General features: G+C 47.0%; 22 protein-coding genes. 21 read left to right on the forward strand and 1 reads right to left on the reverse strand.

The window, feature by feature from the left end; all coding sequences use genetic code 11:
• Window positions 1-11: 11 nt before the first annotated feature.
• From trpA to EIM92_RS14365, 15 genes are all read left to right on the forward strand, one after another.
• Entirely contained in the window at window positions 12-818 is an 807-nt protein-coding gene (gene trpA, locus EIM92_RS14295) for a tryptophan synthase subunit alpha (RefSeq protein ID WP_125085192.1), read from the forward strand.
• A gap of 25 nt (window positions 819-843) precedes the next feature.
• Window positions 844-1941 carry a histidinol-phosphate transaminase gene (gene hisC, locus EIM92_RS14300; RefSeq protein ID WP_125083221.1) on the forward strand — a complete coding sequence of 366 codons (1098 nt, stop codon included), beginning with the start codon at window positions 844-846 and terminating at the stop codon, window positions 1939-1941.
• Window positions 1942-1998: 57 nt separating this feature from the next.
• Window positions 1999-3099, forward strand: coding sequence for a prephenate dehydrogenase (locus EIM92_RS14305; protein WP_125083222.1), 1101 nt, complete (start codon window positions 1999-2001; stop codon window positions 3097-3099).
• A gap of 440 nt (window positions 3100-3539) precedes the next feature.
• A complete protein-coding gene (locus tag EIM92_RS14310) occupies window positions 3540-4133 on the forward strand; it encodes an RNA polymerase sigma factor (RefSeq protein ID WP_125083223.1) in 594 nt (197 codons plus the stop codon).
• The gene (locus tag EIM92_RS14315; protein WP_125083224.1) at window positions 4130-4732 is read left to right on the forward strand and encodes an anti-sigma factor; all 603 of its coding nucleotides are present in this window, start codon (window positions 4130-4132) and stop codon (window positions 4730-4732) included. Before EIM92_RS14310 ends, EIM92_RS14315 begins: the two co-directional genes overlap by 4 nt.
• A gap of 114 nt (window positions 4733-4846) precedes the next feature.
• Complete coding sequence (locus EIM92_RS14320) at window positions 4847-5434, forward strand: histidine phosphatase family protein (RefSeq protein WP_125083225.1); 588 nt, start codon at window positions 4847-4849, stop codon at window positions 5432-5434.
• 108 nt (window positions 5435-5542) lie between these two features.
• Window positions 5543-6631: a hypothetical protein gene (locus EIM92_RS14325; protein WP_125083226.1), complete on the forward strand. Its 1089-nt coding sequence runs from the start codon at window positions 5543-5545 to the stop codon at window positions 6629-6631.
• A gap of 91 nt (window positions 6632-6722) precedes the next feature.
• On the forward strand, window positions 6723-7226 hold the full coding sequence (locus EIM92_RS14330) for a gamma carbonic anhydrase family protein (protein WP_125083227.1): 504 nt from the start codon (window positions 6723-6725) through the stop codon (window positions 7224-7226).
• A gap of 15 nt (window positions 7227-7241) precedes the next feature.
• A complete protein-coding gene (locus tag EIM92_RS14335; protein WP_125083228.1) occupies window positions 7242-7439 on the forward strand; it encodes an IDEAL domain-containing protein in 198 nt (65 codons plus the stop codon).
• A 76-nt stretch (window positions 7440-7515) separates the two neighbouring features.
• Window positions 7516-7938: a DUF2487 family protein gene (locus EIM92_RS14340; protein WP_125083229.1), complete on the forward strand. Its 423-nt coding sequence runs from the start codon at window positions 7516-7518 to the stop codon at window positions 7936-7938.
• A 183-nt stretch (window positions 7939-8121) separates the two neighbouring features.
• The gene (locus EIM92_RS14345) at window positions 8122-8664 is read left to right on the forward strand and encodes a Rieske 2Fe-2S domain-containing protein (protein WP_125083230.1); all 543 of its coding nucleotides are present in this window, start codon (window positions 8122-8124) and stop codon (window positions 8662-8664) included.
• A gap of 16 nt (window positions 8665-8680) precedes the next feature.
• Window positions 8681-9352: a menaquinol-cytochrome c reductase cytochrome b subunit gene (gene qcrB, locus EIM92_RS14350; RefSeq protein WP_009226991.1), complete on the forward strand. Its 672-nt coding sequence runs from the start codon at window positions 8681-8683 to the stop codon at window positions 9350-9352.
• 22 nt (window positions 9353-9374) lie between these two features.
• Window positions 9375-10253 (forward strand): menaquinol-cytochrome c reductase cytochrome b/c subunit, encoded by an 879-nt coding sequence (locus tag EIM92_RS14355; RefSeq protein WP_125083231.1) that lies wholly within the window; start codon window positions 9375-9377, stop codon window positions 10251-10253.
• A gap of 104 nt (window positions 10254-10357) precedes the next feature.
• A complete protein-coding gene (locus EIM92_RS14360; protein ID WP_125083232.1) occupies window positions 10358-10984 on the forward strand; it encodes a DUF1405 domain-containing protein in 627 nt (208 codons plus the stop codon).
• A 49-nt stretch (window positions 10985-11033) separates the two neighbouring features.
• Window positions 11034-11933 (forward strand): sporulation protein YpjB, encoded by a 900-nt coding sequence (locus EIM92_RS14365; protein ID WP_125083233.1) that lies wholly within the window; start codon window positions 11034-11036, stop codon window positions 11931-11933.
• A 53-nt stretch (window positions 11934-11986) separates the two neighbouring features.
• Here EIM92_RS14365 and EIM92_RS14370 read toward each other — a convergent pair whose 3' ends face one another.
• The gene (locus EIM92_RS14370) at window positions 11987-12856 is read right to left on the reverse strand and encodes a YitT family protein (RefSeq protein WP_125083234.1); all 870 of its coding nucleotides are present in this window, start codon (window positions 12854-12856) and stop codon (window positions 11987-11989) included.
• A 204-nt stretch (window positions 12857-13060) separates the two neighbouring features.
• On the opposite strand from EIM92_RS14370, the gene EIM92_RS14375 reads away from it, so the two are divergent.
• Genes EIM92_RS14375 through bshA form a run of 6 tightly spaced genes read left to right on the forward strand, consistent with a single transcriptional unit; the run spans window position 13061 to window position 17155 of the window.
• Complete coding sequence (locus EIM92_RS14375) at window positions 13061-13369, forward strand: nucleotide pyrophosphohydrolase (protein ID WP_125085193.1); 309 nt, start codon at window positions 13061-13063, stop codon at window positions 13367-13369.
• 55 nt (window positions 13370-13424) lie between these two features.
• Complete coding sequence (locus tag EIM92_RS14380; protein ID WP_125083235.1) at window positions 13425-13958, forward strand: tetratricopeptide repeat protein; 534 nt, start codon at window positions 13425-13427, stop codon at window positions 13956-13958.
• Window positions 13959-13979: 21 nt separating this feature from the next.
• Complete coding sequence (dapB, locus tag EIM92_RS14385) at window positions 13980-14783, forward strand: 4-hydroxy-tetrahydrodipicolinate reductase (RefSeq protein ID WP_125083236.1); 804 nt, start codon at window positions 13980-13982, stop codon at window positions 14781-14783.
• 33 nt (window positions 14784-14816) lie between these two features.
• On the forward strand, window positions 14817-15236 hold the full coding sequence (locus tag EIM92_RS14390) for a methylglyoxal synthase (protein WP_211344374.1): 420 nt from the start codon (window positions 14817-14819) through the stop codon (window positions 15234-15236).
• Entirely contained in the window at window positions 15236-15949 is a 714-nt protein-coding gene (gene bshB1, locus EIM92_RS14395) for a bacillithiol biosynthesis deacetylase BshB1 (protein ID WP_125083237.1), read from the forward strand. The genes EIM92_RS14390 and bshB1 overlap by 1 nt, the downstream gene beginning before the upstream one ends.
• Window positions 15950-15994: 45 nt before the next feature.
• On the forward strand, window positions 15995-17155 hold the full coding sequence (bshA, locus tag EIM92_RS14400; RefSeq protein ID WP_125083238.1) for an N-acetyl-alpha-D-glucosaminyl L-malate synthase BshA: 1161 nt from the start codon (window positions 15995-15997) through the stop codon (window positions 17153-17155).
• The last annotated feature ends 37 nt before the right edge of the window (window positions 17156-17192 follow it).

Genomic DNA, 17192 nt, shown 5'->3' on the forward strand with positions numbered 1-17192 from the left:
ATGCAGCGGCACTGAATGACTTGGATTTGACTTTTGAACGGCTTAGAGCCGAGGGGAAAACAGCGCTTATGCCGTTTATCACCGTCGGTGATCCAGATCCAGAGACGACCGTGGAGATTCTTGTAGCCTTGCAGGATGCTGGGGCTGACATTGTTGAGCTTGGGGTTCCCTATTCAGATCCCTTAGCTGACGGGCCTGTCATTCAGCGGGCTTCCGAGAGAGCCCTCGTGCGGCAAATAACGATCAAGACTTGTCTAGATACCGCGCGCAAGGCCAAGGATCGTGGAGTGACGATGCCGTTTGTGCTATTTACTTACTATAATCCTGCCCTGCAACTTGGGCTTGAGAACTTCTTCGCTATGCTGCAGGAGGCGGAGATTAGCGGTCTTATTATCCCTGATTTGCCATTTGAAGAATCAGCAGAGGTTTTAGCGCTTGCTGATGCGGCTAACATTAGGCTCGTTCCACTCGTTGCGCCGACCTCCAATGATCGGATTGCCCGGATCATGTCCTCTGCAAGAGGATTTATCTACTGCGTTTCGTCCCTAGGCGTTACTGGGGAGAGATCTTCTTTTTATGAGGGCGTAGAACAGTTCATTCATACGGTTAGAGCCCAAACCGAATTGCCGGTAGCGATCGGATTCGGGATCTCAAGCCAGGAGCAGGTTCGTCGCTTCTCGGAAATTTGTGACGGCGTCGTAATCGGCAGTGCAATCGTGCGAAAAATTGAGGAATCCATTCCTCTATTAAAAAATAATGACAGTAAGTCAGAGGGCTTATTGCAAATCCGCAACTTTGTGGCACAATTAAAATCATAGTCGTTATTGAAGGAGGAGCTTTTTGATGCTGCCAAAATCCCGAATAGTCAATCTTCCCGTTTATCAGCCGGGCAAGCCTGCAGAGGAAGTGAGAAAGGAACTAGGCTTGGAGGAAGTTATTAAACTAGCCTCCAATGAAAATCCATATGGCTGCTCTCCACGGGCACGCGCAGCAATTGAAGCGGAATTCGCCAACATCACGCAATACCCGGACGGCAGCTCGGCGGAACTAACTGAGGTGCTTGCCGAGCATTTGGGCGTAAAACGGGAACAAATCATCTTTGGCTGCGGCTCAGATGAAGTTATTGCTTTGATTTGCCGGGCATTTTTGCTGCCTGGGGATGAAACGGTCATGGCTGACCAAACCTTCTCGGTCTATGATACGAATTCACAGATCGAAGGCGCGACCATTATTGAGGTTCCGTTGCAGGGCGGCACGCATGATCTAGAGGGGATGCTGGCTAAAGTCGGCGAGAAGACCAAAATTGTCTGGATATGCAATCCAAACAATCCGACGGGCACTATCGTTTCGGATAATGCTTTGAGGTCCTTCCTGGATCGCGTTCCAGATCATGTTCTCGTTGTAATTGATGAGGCATATGCGGAATACGTTATCGATGAAACCTATACAAACGGGATCAGCTTGTTAAGCAAATATCCTAACGTCATCGTGTTGCGTACGTTCTCCAAAATTTACGGCCTTGCTTCCTTGCGGATTGGCTATGGTGTTGGACAGCCAGAGGTTATTCAGTTAATTAATCGGGTCCGCGAACCGTTTAATACGTCTCGATTCGGTCAAGCGGCTGCCAAAGCTTCTATTGCGGATCAAAAGTTTGTAAAGGAATGCCGCGAGAAGAATGCCGAAGGCATTCAGTATTTAAGTGCCGAGTTTGATCGTCTTGGTCTTGATTACTTTCCAGCTCATGGCAACTTTATGATGGTAAAAGTCAATCAACCAGGCGGAGAAGTATTTCAGGCGATCATGAAGCTTGGTATTATCGTGCGTTCTGGCTTCGGCAAGTACCCGGATTATATTCGCGTCACTGTAGGAACCAAGGAGCAGAATGTTAAATTTATTGCCGCTTTGGAGCAAGTGCTGAACAAAGATCAAGTTCAAGTCTAGCTTGGGTTGGATCACATTGGTTTGGAAATCTAAATCGTAGAAATCGAGTGAGAATTCATGTCAATCAAAGTAGCTATTTTTGGAGTAGGTTTGATCGGCGGTTCCCTGGCACTTTGCCTGAAAGGCAAGCCTGGCATAACTGTTGTAGGACATAGTCACCGTAGGGAATCTCAACGAAGAATTATGGATCGCGGCGTCGTAGACGCCGTGACCTTATCTATGGAAGAAGCGGCGACTGACGCCGACTTCATTTTTTTGTGTGTTCCAGTAAGCAAGCTGGAGCCGTATTTGCAGCAGCTTAGTGAGCTGCCGCTGAAAGAAGGATGCATCATTACAGATGTGGGTAGTACGAAAGCTTCGGTAGCCGCCTGCGCGGCAACATTTAATCGCCCAGGGGTTCATTTCATCGGTGGGCATCCGATGGCCGGGTCGGAACGCTCCGGGGTGGAGGCAGCCTCCTCGCTGTTATTTGAGAATGCGTATTATGTACTGACCCCTTCTGACGATGTTCCCGAGCAATCCTATGAGCGCCTGGAGCAACTCTTATCGCATACGAAAGCACAGATTGTTCGAGTTGATCCGGTGTTGCATGATGAAATTGTCGGAGCAATCAGCCATTTGCCGCATATAATTGCGGTAGCGCTCGTAAATCAAATCCGCGCCTACAATAATGCGGACACCAATGGTTTGTATCGTATGCTGGCGGCGGGTGGTTTTCGAGACATTACGCGGATCGCTTCAAGCGATCCGGTCATATGGCGCGATATTCTCCTCAGTAATCGAGAGATTTTGCTTACTTTGCTGAAGGATTGGAATCGTGAAATGGAGGCCTTCATTCAAGTGTTGGAAGCGAAAGATGGGGAGGGGATTGAGGAAGCGTTTAAAACTGCTAACCAATTTCGCAGCGAACTGCCGGAGCGACGCAAAGGCGTGATTACCTCGCTGTATGATATTTATATTGATGTTCCCGATCATCCTGGTATTATTGGACAGATCGCAACGCAGCTTGGCGATCAGCATATCAACCTTAGCAATATGCAAATCATTGAGAGCAGGGAAGATGTCCCCGGGGTCATGCGCTTATCTTTCCGCCAGGAGCAGGAGATGGAGCGGGCGAAACAGCTGCTGCAATCATTAAATTATAAAGTATATGTGTAATCAGTGCAGGTGCCTAGCACCTTCTGATAAATGTAAATGTAAGCGATTTTAAAAATTGTGTTGACAGGATGAAAACGTATACAATATAATAGAGGTACAGTATGGTTTCTCTCCACTCCTATCCAAATAACTGTTGCTCTAAATTGAGCAGTGACCACTTTGCGAAGTGGTCTTTTTTTTGTTTAATTAAAAATGCTGCAACCATTTGCTTGGCGCTTCCGTCTAGATATTGGAGCATGCTACATAGCTGTTTATTTTTCAAATCCAAATTCTGTGGTATAATATTCAAGGTATGGATGACAGTCTGCTAATTCAGAAATAATTTGGTTTTAAAATATTTTGTTTAGAAACCGCAACTTTTTGGATCCTGTTCGGTAATAAATAAGAGAGAGAGTCGAACGGGAAGAAGCACATGGATGGGCGAGGAGGATCGCACTCAAATGACGGATTCCCAAATGATTCGTGAAATTAAGGAAGGCAATACGGAGCTGTATTCGGAATTAATGCGAAGATATCAACGTAAAATATTGGCCTTCATCTATCACATGTTGAAGAGCGCTCATTTAGAGCTGATGGCAGAAGATTTATGCTCGGAAACGTTCTATAAAGCATTTCGGAGTTTACACTCCTTCCGTGAAGTAGATGCATCATTTTCAACTTGGTTGTATACGATTGCTAGAAATACCGTGCTTAGTGAGTTGCGCAAGCAGCGTGCCGGAAGCGTTCCGTTAGAAGAGAGCGGCATTGTACCGGTAGCACCAAGCGAGCTTGTGCCAGAGCAGGCAATACTTCGGAGCGAGAAAGTTGGATTGGTGCGCGAAGCAATTAACAACCTTCCGGAAAAGCAAAGGTCGGCGCTCATACTCCGCGAGTATGACCAACTGGACTATCAGGAGATCGCGAATGTGCTAGGACAAAGTGTGAGTGCAGTAAAATCTTTGTTATTCCGTGCACGCAGTAGCGTAAAAAGTCAGCTTGAACCCTACTTTTATGAACAGACTTACGAGCCGTATGAAGGGATGAAAAGCAGATGAATTGTAGAGAAGCCCAAGAGCTGTTCGGCTTAATACCCGACTTACCGGACAATCACCCTCAGCGTAAAATGCTGGAGTGGCATATTTTGGGCTGCGAATACTGTGCGGCTGAGTATTCCGTCTGGCAGGAAAGCATGGAGATGTTCCATGAATTGCCGACGGAAGTTTCAGCTGAGGAAGCCGAGCGAATAAACCGTAGAGTTATGGATCGAATCTATGCCGAATCCCCTTGGCTCGCGCCTGGCGGTGAGCATAGTAAAGTGACCAATCGGCTTAGAAGACGTGTGTCGATATGGTCAGCCTGTTTTTTGGCAGTATTCTTGTGCAGCTTTCTCGTTTTTATCATTGGGGGGTACGGCCAGTCCAATCAATCGATCAAACCGGCCACAGGTGTTTTACAGCCTGCAGTGGTAACGGCGGATAGGAGTACCGCTTCGGATTTGCCTATATTTGATCTATCCAGCGTATCAAGGGGGATTGTAGAGCCGTTTGTCGTGCAAATGGGTCCTGCATATCCGCAGTACTGGATGATCCTATCGATGGCAGGAATGGTGCTGGCGTTGATTTCCTTTAAGGGTATACGTCGGTCAAGGAGATAATTGAAATTGAAATTCCAAGCGCTTCTTCCCCTTTACCGGGAAGGAGCGCTTGTATTTAAGAGTGTAACCATATATATTGTTCATCAGCAATGCAAAACTAGGCGGAGGTACTACATGATTGTCGGATTAATTCGTCATGGACTAACAGACTGGAACGCAGCAGGCAAAATTCAAGGACAAAGTGATATTCCGCTCAATGACGAGGGGCGGAAGCAGGCTGTCAAGCTGGCGGAAAGGCTTAAGCATGAAAGCGATGCGCAGCCATGGGATTTTATCATGACTAGCGGTTTATCGCGTGCTCAGGAAACGGGCTCAATTATAGCTGATATTTTGGGCATCCCATTATATGATCCCGATTCAAGATTAATGGAAAGAGCATTCGGTCAAATCGAGGGCTTAACCTCTGAGGAGCGGGAAACGCTCTGGGGCAAAGAGTGGAGCACACTCGATCTTGGCCAGGAGAAGGATGAGGATATTCGCAAGCGCGCTCTTGAATTTATGGAAGAGTTGCACGAACGCTACCCTGATAAGCGAATCCTTGTTGTATCTCATGGCGCATTGCTGGCTCAACTATATATTGCCTTATACGATAATAAATACACGGATCGAATCGGCAATTTATCGCTTACGATTGTGGAGAAGAAGGAACAGCGTTGGGATTTGCTGCTGTATAACTGTACACGGCATTTAGAGGGGAATTAGCAGGGAACGAATAATCCGGCAGAAAAGCCGGGTTATTTTTTTTGCGAGAATTGGAATAAAAGCCGCAAATTTTCCCATAATGGTAGTAAAACAGCGAGGCGGTAAAATATGGACTTGGCGGAAATGCTCACCTTTGCCGATATCGGACAGCTTAGCAGAATAGCGGATCATTATCAATGTGAATGCAATGGAAATTCCAAGCGTGATTTGATACAGTCGATTCTTCAAACGATTGGGCGAAGAGAGTTTATTGAACAACATGTCGATCAATTAAGCCTGGAAGACTTGCGCTTTTTGAATATGCTGCTTTTTGACGGGAGACGCCAGTTCAGTTTGGAAGAGTTGATCGCTTGTGCACAGCAGTCGCGATTCACCCAGGATGCAAAGGATCGTGAGAGTCCCAGGGATGTCATCACTAGATTCAGGCGGCGCGGATGGCTGTTTAACGGTTCGACGGCAAGCACAATGTATTTGTTCGAAGTTCCGGAGGATCTGAAACGACGTTTCAAAGAGACGCTGGAGGCTCGCTTTAAATCAGCGATCCAAGGAGCTGACACAGAGCCAACCGTCTACAGGGAGGAGTACGATCTGCTCCCAAAGGATTTAAGAGAGCTGCTCGATTATGTGCATCAACACGAGATTCCCTTGAATGGGGAGGGTGTCATGTATCGGAGAAATCAGATACAGCTCATGGAGAAGCTCCACGTTGCTGAACCGTTAGTAGGAAGAGGCTGGAGGTTTGGTTATGGCCGCAGGTTCAAGGATTACCCGAGCCGCCTTGCCTTGTTGTATGATTATGCTTATCACATGAAGTGGATTCGGGAGGAAGGTGGGCTATTGGTCTTGACTGCTAAAGGAAACGAGTATCTCGCAGAGAATAAACAGGAGCCGATGATACAGTTTGTTAGCTTTTGGTTAAGACTTTATAAAGGGCCAATCCCTAACTTGCTATCTCTAATGTACTGGATAGAACGATGTTCCACTGAATGGGTAACGGCAGCTTCGCTATTTGAGAGGCTGGAGCTTTTGATCAAACCTTTTTTTTACGACACTCCTGAGTCGATTTTTGAAGAACGCATTTTGCGGATGATGCTGCATTTGGGCATGCTGCGAATCGGTGAAGATGATTCCCGCGAACGATTTGTGCAGACAACTCCATTTGGGAAGCACTGTGTTAAGCAGCTTCAAAAACGTTGAATACTTGTGGAAGTAGGTTCATCTACTTCATTGACAACAGCAAATCATACTGTTACAATCACTCCCAATTAATCGCGGAGGGGTGGTTATCATGTTACTGGAATACCGGGGAAAAAGACCTATTGTAGACGCTTCAGTGTTTGTGGCGGAGGGTGTAAAACTTATCGGTGACGTAACCGTGGGCAAGGAGAGCAGTGTTTGGTTTAACGCTGTGCTTAGGGGAGACCTAGCAGAGATTGTTATTGGGGAAAGAACTAATCTTCAGGACGGAGTTATTGGCCATGTAAACACCGGACAGCCCTTAATTGTTGAAGATGATGTCTCTGTCGGCCACGCCGCGATTATCCACGGCTGTCATATAGGCAAAGGCACTTTAATTGGGATGGGGGCTATCATCTTAAACGGAGCTGCTCTTGGTGAATATGCTTTAATAGGAGCAGGTTCTTTAGTCACGGAAAACACAGTTATCCCCCCTTATACGCTAGTTTTGGGTACACCCGCAAGGGTGGTTCGCGAACTAACGGAAGCCGATTTGCAGCGGATGAAGCTTACAACTGACAGTTATGTAGTGAAAGGAAAAGAATATAGGATCTAGTTGGAGGTGCATCCTATGGATCAGATGAAGGTAACTTACGAAGTGATGCTTGGCCTTGCTGCGGAGATGATATGGGATGAAGCTCTGCGTAAACATCGTTCCGAGCAAATATACAGTGAAATTGATTCCGCTTTGGCCAAGGGTGACGAGGAAGCCTTTCGTGCTTTGACAGAAGAACTGAAAGCGCTGGAAAATTTGAAGGAATGCCGTTAATGGTATTCCTTTTTCTTATTCTTTTAATTTCGTGCGTCCGTGTATATAATGTTTACAGTTAAGGAGGGGGATACATATGAAATTCAGTGATATAGAAGCATCTTCCTGGGAGGAATTGCGTCCATATTTAGATACATGTCTTATTCCGGTTACCGGGCTAACCGGAAGCGAACAACCCTATGAGGTGACGGCTGCGTTGGAGAGATTGAGAGACGTGATGGATTGGATTGAGCTGCCTTTCAAAGGTAGAGTGGTTACTTACCCATCTTTTCAATACGGCAGGGATATTGTTTTGTCGCAAATAAATGAAATATGTCACAATGTCAAGTTGTCTGGTTTTGCCTATATTATTGTCGTGTCCGCTGATGTTGAGCTACCTGCGGATAGGATTACGAATGCGGACCTAATCGTTGATACAAGCTGGATTAAGGGGTTTGAGAGACATGAAGTGGGAGCGGCCTTGGGAAGGGAAATTCAACAAATGTGGATAGAAAACTAAAAAAACTAATTGTGACAAATTATCAACATTTTATACACTCCCTCAGCGTCGGCAGTGCAAAAGGCGATGGATATTCTTGACGCTCTTAGAACCCTAATATATTATTAATATGTCTTACCAAAAGATGTGATATTTATCATTGAAACGGGAGAGAATTGGCTTGCAAAGGGGGTTGGAGAGAGTATGAGTATTCATAACGACGAGCATGAATCATCGCATAAACCGCTTACACGTAAGGAAATGTCCCGCCGGCAGTTTCTTACATATACGCTGGGAGGCGCTACCGCTTTCATGGTGGGTGGGGCAGCACTGCCAATGGTACGTTTCGCTGTAGATCCAATTCTACAGAAGAAAGGCGAGGGGACTTTTGTCAAGGTGGTTGAAGTTAGTAAGATAACCGACGAACCGCAGGAGTTCACATTCGAGTTGCAGCAGCAGGATGGCTGGTACTTGAGTTCAGCGTCACTCGTAGCTTGGATTCGTAAAGACGCCAGCGGAAAAATTTATGCGCTTTCACCGATTTGTAAGCATTTGGGTTGTACGGTTGGGTGGAACAGCAACGCGAATTTTCCTAACCAGTACCATTGTCCTTGTCATGGCGCGTATTATACGAAAGAGGGCAAGCAAATGGCTGTTGCGTCCGCTCCGCTTGACGAATACAAGGTCATGCTGAAGGATGATTGGGTCTATTTGGGGGATATTATCCCGAATAGTATCGTGAAATAAGGAGGCGTAGATTCGGATGTTTAAAAATGTGTACAACTGGATTGATGAACGTCTTGATATCACGCCAATTTGGAGAGATGTGGCAGATCACGAGGTGCCTGAACACGTTAACCCTGCGCATCATTTCTCTGCTTTCGTGTATTGCTTTGGTGGCTTGACGTTCTTTATTACTGTTATCCAGATCTTGTCGGGAATGTTCCTTACAATGTATTACGTTCCTGATATTATTAATGCTTATGCCAGTGTGGAATACTTGCAGACACAGGTCGCATTTGGTCAGATCGTCCGCGGTATGCATCACTGGGGAGCAAGTTTGGTTATCGTCATGATGTTCCTTCATACACTACGGGTATTCTTTACAGGCTCGTACAAAGCGCCGCGTGAGATGAACTGGGTTGTAGGCATGCTCATATTCTTTGTCATGATCGGACTTGGTCTGACCGGCTATTTGCTGCCATGGGACAACAAGGCTTATTTTGCAACGAAAGTAACGCTAGAAATTGCTAACTCTGTGCCGGTTCTTGGGCCGGTCATCAAAGAACTGCTTCAAGGCGGTTCCATCGTAGGGGCTGAGACGCTTACTCGTTTCTTTGCTATTCACGTGTTCTTCCTCCCGGCCGTGCTGCTTATCCTTCTGGTAGGACACTTTATCATGATCCGCAGACAGGGTATTTCCGGTCCACTATAATATTGAGAAGGGAGGCATGAACATGGCTCACGTAGACAAATCGAAATCGAAAGAAAAAGTCGTATTTGTCGGCGATTCGCGCGTACGAAAGGGTAGCGGATTTATCACTCCTCCTGATTATACGGCATATCCCGGTAAGTCGGAGGCATTTATTCCGAACTTTTTGTTAAAAGAATGGATGGTTGGCGTTGTCGTACTTGTTGGCTTCCTAGTATTGACAATTTCGGAGCCGGCTCCACTCGGTTACCCCGCTAATCCAAGCGCATCAGTTATTCCGATGCCGGACTGGTATTTCTTGTTCCTCTATCAGTATCTGAAATATCCATACGCTTCGGGAGACTGGGTTGTACTTGGAACATTGGGTATTCCCGGCGTAGCTTTTGGCGGTTTATTGCTCGCTCCGTTCTTGGATCGCGGGAAGGAACGTCGCTTCTATCGCCGTCCGATCGCCTCCTCGTTGATGTTCCTGTCGCTAGCAGCTATCGTTTATTTGACGAACGTAGCCTGGACGCATTATAAGCATGAGCTTGAAGCGTCTGGAACACAGCCCGAGCATATTCAGCGTGAAGAAGAGGCTCGGGAGAAACGGGAACGAGGGTTGCCTACTTCAAATGCGGTTCGGCAGAAAGAAGTTGCCATCGTGGATAAAGATGATCCTGCTATGGAGTATTATAAGAAGGCAACCTGCATCAACTGCCATGCAGCCGATTTGAAAGGAACCGCTGCTCCTTCACTGCGCGGGATCGGAGACAAGTACAACAAGGACGAAATTCTGACAATTATCAAAGAAGGCTACAACACGATGCAGCCGATGTATCAGGCAGCGACTACCGCGGGTCTGACGGATGAGGATATTGATCATTTGGCTGAATGGCTTGCGAAACAAAAAGCGGAACAGTAAAATAGTAATGAAGTAAAACCTGATCGCTATCATGCGATCAGGTTTTTGGTTTCATAAAACCAAGCAATGCCGGGCGAAAGCATGGTATGGAAGGAGCATGAACGTTGAAGCTTTCTTTGTTATGGGGCCGGGAATTTCTTTCGAGCCGGTTTATATTATGGGCTTTATTTATAAGTAATCTATTAGGAACGATATACGGGTACATATGGTATGGTGCGCAGCTTTGGGATACATGGGCCAACTATCCGCGTTGGCTTATTCCTTTTGTTCCGGATAGTCCGACGGCAAGTCTGTTTTTTACGCTAGCACTGCTTTTTCTAATGTTCCCCAATTCTTTATCAAAGTATCATAGAATTCGGACACTAATTGAAGCGTTAGCAGTCGTGACGAGCGTCAAATATGGCGTCTGGGCTGTAAGCATCATATTCGCCGGGGCTTATCAAGGCGATGTGCTTGTATGGCAGGATTGGATGCTGGTCGTTTCTCATCTGGCGATGGCCGTGGAAGCGTTATTGTTCGTACGACTATTTGCATATGGGTCGATCATGCTGCTTCTCGCCGGTACTTGGACGTTCCTTAATGATTTCATGGATTACTCATTTGGTGTATATCCTTGGCTGCCGCAGGTGCTTTGGGATGATGTCGGAACCGTCATGGTCTTTACCGTGGCCTTAACGGGAATCAGTATAGCTGCTGGATGGATTGCGATGAGAGCCGCAAAAAGAATATAACCCGGTTCTAAGGCGGGACAGCTTGCCATACCATGATTGGTAAGGGGGGATGTCCGTGAATGGGGATAATAATAGACGGGTACTGCTGGTGCTGTTGACAGTGCTGTTATTTATAGGCTGGACTGTACAACTCCCGGGTATGGCCGATGCTATGGGAACGGATTCTACGGTGCTTGCTGAAAAGCGGGATGAGAGATTGAGGAGCCTTGAAGCGGCGACTGAGCGCTTATACCATGCCATGCAGCAGGTGAATACGTCTACAGTTCATCAGGAAATGGATCAATTAATTCGGGCGTTGGAGGGGCTCTCTTTTAAAGGCTTGACATCGGTAGACGGGATTCATGCTTTGGCTGAGTGTATTATGGACACACGCGAGTCTATAAATCAGGTAAAGCTGTCCCCGGAAGCGTGGATGGAGACTTCTGCAAGATTAAGATTGGCTGTAAACAGCTTGACGCATAAACAAAATGCCTTATGGCGGCAATACTATAAAGTGATGTTCAGCAACTTGCAGGATATGGGAAAAGCGCGTTCTGGCGGTAACCGAACGGAATTTAAGGAGGCGCTGCAATCTCTGCAAGCGAACTATGAGTTGATCAGACCAGCAGCAATCATTCAGAGAGAACCTTCGGATGTTCGTAAATTCGATTCATGGCTATCGTATATCGTGAGGCTTGGCAATGAAGCTACCTGGGATGAAGGGGCGCTGAAGGAGGCGATCAGCCAAGGGGCTCCGCTGCTGCAGGAATTGTTCGAGCGCAGGGGGAATGAGCCGGTGTTTCTCCCCCTGATCGGCTCAAGAAGCCCCTGGTATTGGAGCGCCCTGATCGGCGGCTGGATAATGCTCGCTCTGACGTATACAGGAATGCGTAAATATCAAGCGGAGCAAGCCGTTTCTTCTGTACGCAGACCTAAGGGAAATGACGGTTTGTTTAATAAAAGAGAATAAAACTGAAAATAAGCATTACTCTTCGTTTAGCCCTGCTGTGTAACTCAGCAGGGCTAGTCCTCTTTAAAACCCTCTCCGTGCACGTCATGCACATCATTAATGATGATGAATGCTCTAGGGTCTACGGATTTGGCGATAGCCCGTAGACGCCTCATCTCCTGTCTAGAAACGACGCAATAAACCATATGTTTCGCTTGTTTAGAATATGCGCCGACGGCCGGGATTAGGGTGACACCTCGATCCATTTCTTTCGTAATGATATCGGCGATCTCCGGGGCAGAGTCACTAATAATCGTGAATGCTCTGGCCGAATAAGCGCCTTCCTGAATGAAATCGATGACCTTAGAGGCGATGAAGACAGCAACCAGCGTATACAAAATATTCTCCTCCCGAATATAGAAGAGAGAAAGACCGATAATGATAACGTCCAGGCTTAAGATGACTTGTCCCATACTCCAGCCATATTTTCGGCCGAGGATTCTGGCGATGATGTCGGAGCCTCCGGTCGTACCGCCAAACCGGAACACGAGACCAAGACCCGCTCCGAGCGTAACGCCCGCGTAGAGAGAGGCGAGGATATAATCATGCTGGGTCGTAAACGGATTGATCCAGCCGGTGCGAATCATTTTTTCGAATAACCATAGAAAAAAAGACAGAGAAGCGATGCCTATGCCGGTGTAAACAATCGAACGTCCCCCAAGGGTTTTCCAACCTAACAGAAAAAGAGGGATGTTTAGGATGAGGTTGGAGATAGAGGGGGATATCCCGAACGCATAATTCAGCAGGATGGTTATCCCCGTAACCCCGCCTTCCATCAATTGATTGGGAATTATGAAATAAAGCAGCCCAAAGGCGTAGATCGCTGTTCCCAGCATGATGGGAAGTAACGTGCGCAAATAACTTGTAAGTTTGATTGTTCTCATCAAGATCCCTCTCCTGTTAGAAATAAAGTACTGTATTTTCTTATTTTCACCTTATGTAGAGTAGAAGTTAACTCCTATAGTATACCTTTTTACACAGGGATTAAAAAATGATTTGTTTTCAAAACGTCTTTACGATAACATAGGGTTAAAACCTGAGTAAAGACGGGGGAGGCCTAGGCATTGCAAGAGAAAACACTGTCACAAATGCAGCGCGAAGTGGACGAATACATATCACAGTTTAAGGAAGGCTACTTCAGTCCGCTCAGTATGCTTGCCCGAATGAGTGAAGAAGTTGGTGAACTGGCTCGGGAAGTTAACCACCGATACGGTGAAAAGCCGAAGAAACCGGATGAAGCAGACAATTCGATTGAATTGGAGCTTGGAGATATATTATTTATTACAATGTGTTTTGCTAATTCGCTAGGCATCGACCTGACAGAAGCTCATAATAAGGTGATGCATAAATTTAATACCCGCGATGCAGATCGCTGGACCAAAAAGGACACCGATTAGCCTGACTTTTCATATGCTGTAGTAATGACAGCCCATAATCGTGGGGGGACAGCATATGCAGGTGGAACAATATTTGAAGAAAGCCTATCGCAGCATCTTTGATAATGATTTTGAAGGAGCGATTCACTGGTTCGAGCAGGCGCTTTCTGAGGGCCCAGACAATGCGGACATTCATTATCGCCTATCTATTACTTGTGCACGCAGTGATCGATTGGAGAAGGCGATTCATCATGCGCGTTTGGCTGCGACATTAGAGCCCGCCCATTTGGAATATAAATCACATTATGATCGGTTGCAATCCAAAGAGTTGACGGTTTTGGCGAAAAAGCAGCTAGAGCAAGCCAATGCCCGTCATAAGGGCCTGGTTAAATCTGCGGTTACTCTGCTTGAGCGGGCGGTTCATCTAGATCCGCTGTCCGTGATCGCTATGCTGTGGCTTGCGATAGCTTACGGCGAATTGCAGCAGTACTCATTGGCTTTGCGGGCGGTTCAGGAAGCTGCACAGCTTCCTCAGGACGAGGCCATCACAAAGCAGCTTCAAAAATTAGAACAGCGATTTAAATCCGAGATCAATCAATCATCATCCTAGGAAATGTGAGGTAATCATGAAATGACTGAACAAATAAGAGTAGCTGTTGCTGGAGCAGGCGGCAGAATGGGTAAAGAAGTAGTAAAGATGGTATTGGAGGATCCCGATTTTCGTCTCGTAGCCGCCGTGAACTTATCGGATGAAGGATTAGACGCGGGGACACTGGTAGGACTTCCTGCTTGCGGCGTGACGCTAAGCAAAGATTTGGAGCTTGCTTTAGTAGAAGGCAAGCCCCAGGTCCTGGTTGATTTCACTACGCCGCAATCGGCGTATTCCAATACAATGATTGCGATCAAGCATGGGGTCCGTCCGGTGATCGGGACGACGGGGTTCACCCCGGAGCAAATCGAGGATTTGGACAAGCAGTGTCAAGAACGGGGCATCGGCGGGTTGATTGCTCCAAACTTCTCCATTGGAGCCATTTTGATGATGAAATTTGCAGCGCAGGCTGCAAAATATTTTCCTCACCTCGAAATTATTGAATACCACGGAGATCAGAAGCTTGACGCTCCTTCTGGAACTGCGATTAAGACGGCGGAGTTAATCGCTATGAACCGCGAGGAATTGCGTCAAGGTAATCCGGATGAAGAAGAGACGATTGATGGAGCGAGAGGAGGCTATTATAACGGCTTCCGTATCCACAGCGTCCGTCTGCCGGGGGTGTTTGCTCAGCAGGAAGTCATCTTCGGCGGGTTTGGCCAGACCTTGAAAATTCGTCATGATTCATATGAACGTGCAGGCTATATGCCAGGAGTCAACCTGGCGATTAAGAAAGTTCTTGAATATAAAGGCTTGATCTATGGTTTCGAACATTTTGTGGATTGAGATGATCCGCTGCTCAAAAAGGAGATAACGCACATGATGAATATCGCATTTATTGCTCATGATCGTAAAAAAGAAGATATCGTTAACCTGGCTATCGCCTATGAACATGTGTTTAAGGATAAAAAACTTTACTCTACGGGAACGACAGGTGCTCGGATTATGGAAAGCACGAATTTGAAGATTCACCGTTTTCTGTCTGGCCCACTGGGTGGTGACCAGCAAATCGGCTCGCTGATCGCTCAAAATGAAATGGATCTCGTGATTTTTCTGCGCGACCCGCTGATGGCTCAGCCGCATGAGCCGGATATTACAGCGTTGCTCCGTCTTTGCGACGTGCATGGAGTTCCGGTGGCTACGAATATGGCGACAGCTGAAATCTTGATTCGAGCCCTCGACCGGGGCGACTTTGCATGGCGTGAACTAGTAGAGCAGAACAAGCCGGGGTTAGCCTAATGAGCATTAAGCTGGATATACTGGTCATTGGCGCCCATGCAGATGACGCGGAGATTGGGATGTCCGGAACGATCGCTAAGCAGGTAGCGGCAGGGCATAAGGTTGGAATTATGGATTTAACGGAAGCGGAGCTATCATCGAACGGCAATGTTCAGCTGCGGCAAGAGGAAGCTGCTGCTGCTTCGCTGGTGCTAGGACTGGCGCATCGAAGCAATCTGGGACTACCGGATCGTTCACTGCATGCCTCGCCTGAAAATATTGCTGTTGTTACCAAGGCCATTAGGCAATTGTCGCCGGACATTGTGTTTGCTCCCTATTGGGAGGATCGCCATCCGGATCATGTCGCAGCGAGCAAGCTAGTGGAAGAAGCCGTCTTTAATGCTAAGCTGCGCCGGTATATGCCGGAAATCCCGGCAATTTCGGCACCTGATTTATATTACTACTTCATCAACGATTGGAGAACTCCTGATCTGCTTGTTGATGTGACCGCGTACTATTCGCTAAAAGAACAGGCCTTAGAATGCTACCGTTCTCAATTTGGACAGGCCGTTCCTGGAGAGGACGTGGCTCTAACGCCCTTGAACCAAGGTTATGTGGAGCGAGTCAAAGCAAGGGATGCCTTGTTAGGGCAGCGGAAGCTAATTCCCTATGCCGAAGGCTTTGCAGTCAAGTCACCGTATTTAATAGAACTATTCGGATCCAGCAGCACATAAGTTCAAAGAGTAAGGTACAAGAAAATGAAGGAGGTCCCTGAGTATATGGACCCATTTCTAAAAATCGGCATAACCTGTTACCCGACGCTTGGCGGTTCCGGGGTTGTGGCAACCGAACTTGGCAAGCTGTTGGCAGAAAAAGGACATGAAGTTCACTTTATTTCCCACAGTGTTCCTTTTCGCTTAGGAAGTTATCACAAGAACATTTTTTATCACGAAGTGGAAGTTAGTGATTATTATGTATTCCGGTATCCCCCTTATGATTTGTCCCTCGCTACCAAGATGGCACAGGTTGCGAAGCAGCAGAACTTGGATATTTTACATGTGCATTATGCGGTTCCTCATGCGGTTTGCGCTTTATTGGCCAAACAGATGGTGGGAGATAAGCTCAAAATAGTCACCACTCTGCATGGTACGGATATTACCGTGCTTGCGCAGGATGAATCCTTGAAGGATTTAATCAGGCTCGCTATTAATGAGAGTGATGCTGTGACCTCGGTCTCCCGCGACCTTATGAAAGAGACGTGCGAAGTGCTCGACATTACGAGAGAGATAGAACTCACTTATAATTTCGTGGATGAGCGTGTGTACTATCCCCGAGATACGAAAACATGCCGGAGCGAATTTGCCGCTCCCGATGAAAAGGTACTGATGCATATATCTAACTTCCGTCCGGTCAAACGGGTCGGAGATGTAGTCGACGTGTTTCATATGGTGAATGCTGAAGTTCCTTCACAGCTGTTGTTTGTGGGAGAGGGGCCGGATCTGCCGAAGATTCAATGGAAGGTAAAAGAATTAGGAATTGCCGATCGCGTTCATTTTCTTGGTAAACAGGATGATATTGCCCATGTCATTTCGATGGCAGACGTTCTGCTGCTGCCTTCAGAGAAAGAGAGTTTTGGCCTCGTAGCACTTGAAGCGATGGCCTGCGGTATTCCGACTATCGGTTCGCTTGCCGGGGGAATTCCAGAGCTAGTCGCTCACGGTGAAACGGGTTTTCTCTCGCCGATTGGCGATACACGGCAAATGGCCGATGATACGCTCGCACTGTTTAGAGATGAGCAGCTTGCGAATAGGCTGCGAGAAGCTTGTTTGGCTAGAGCGACAGGCGAATTCAGCAGCGACCTTATAACGCTGAGGTATGAGAGTATCTACTACAAAGTGCTTGGACGCAAAATGCCCGTATTGAAGCCGTTGTGTGGATGAGTTTACTGCCGAAGGCAAATCAGTGTATGTGCGAGAT

It is taken from the genome of Paenibacillus lentus, assembly GCF_003931855.1.
GTDB lineage: Bacteria > Bacillota > Bacilli > Paenibacillales > Paenibacillaceae > Fontibacillus > Fontibacillus lentus.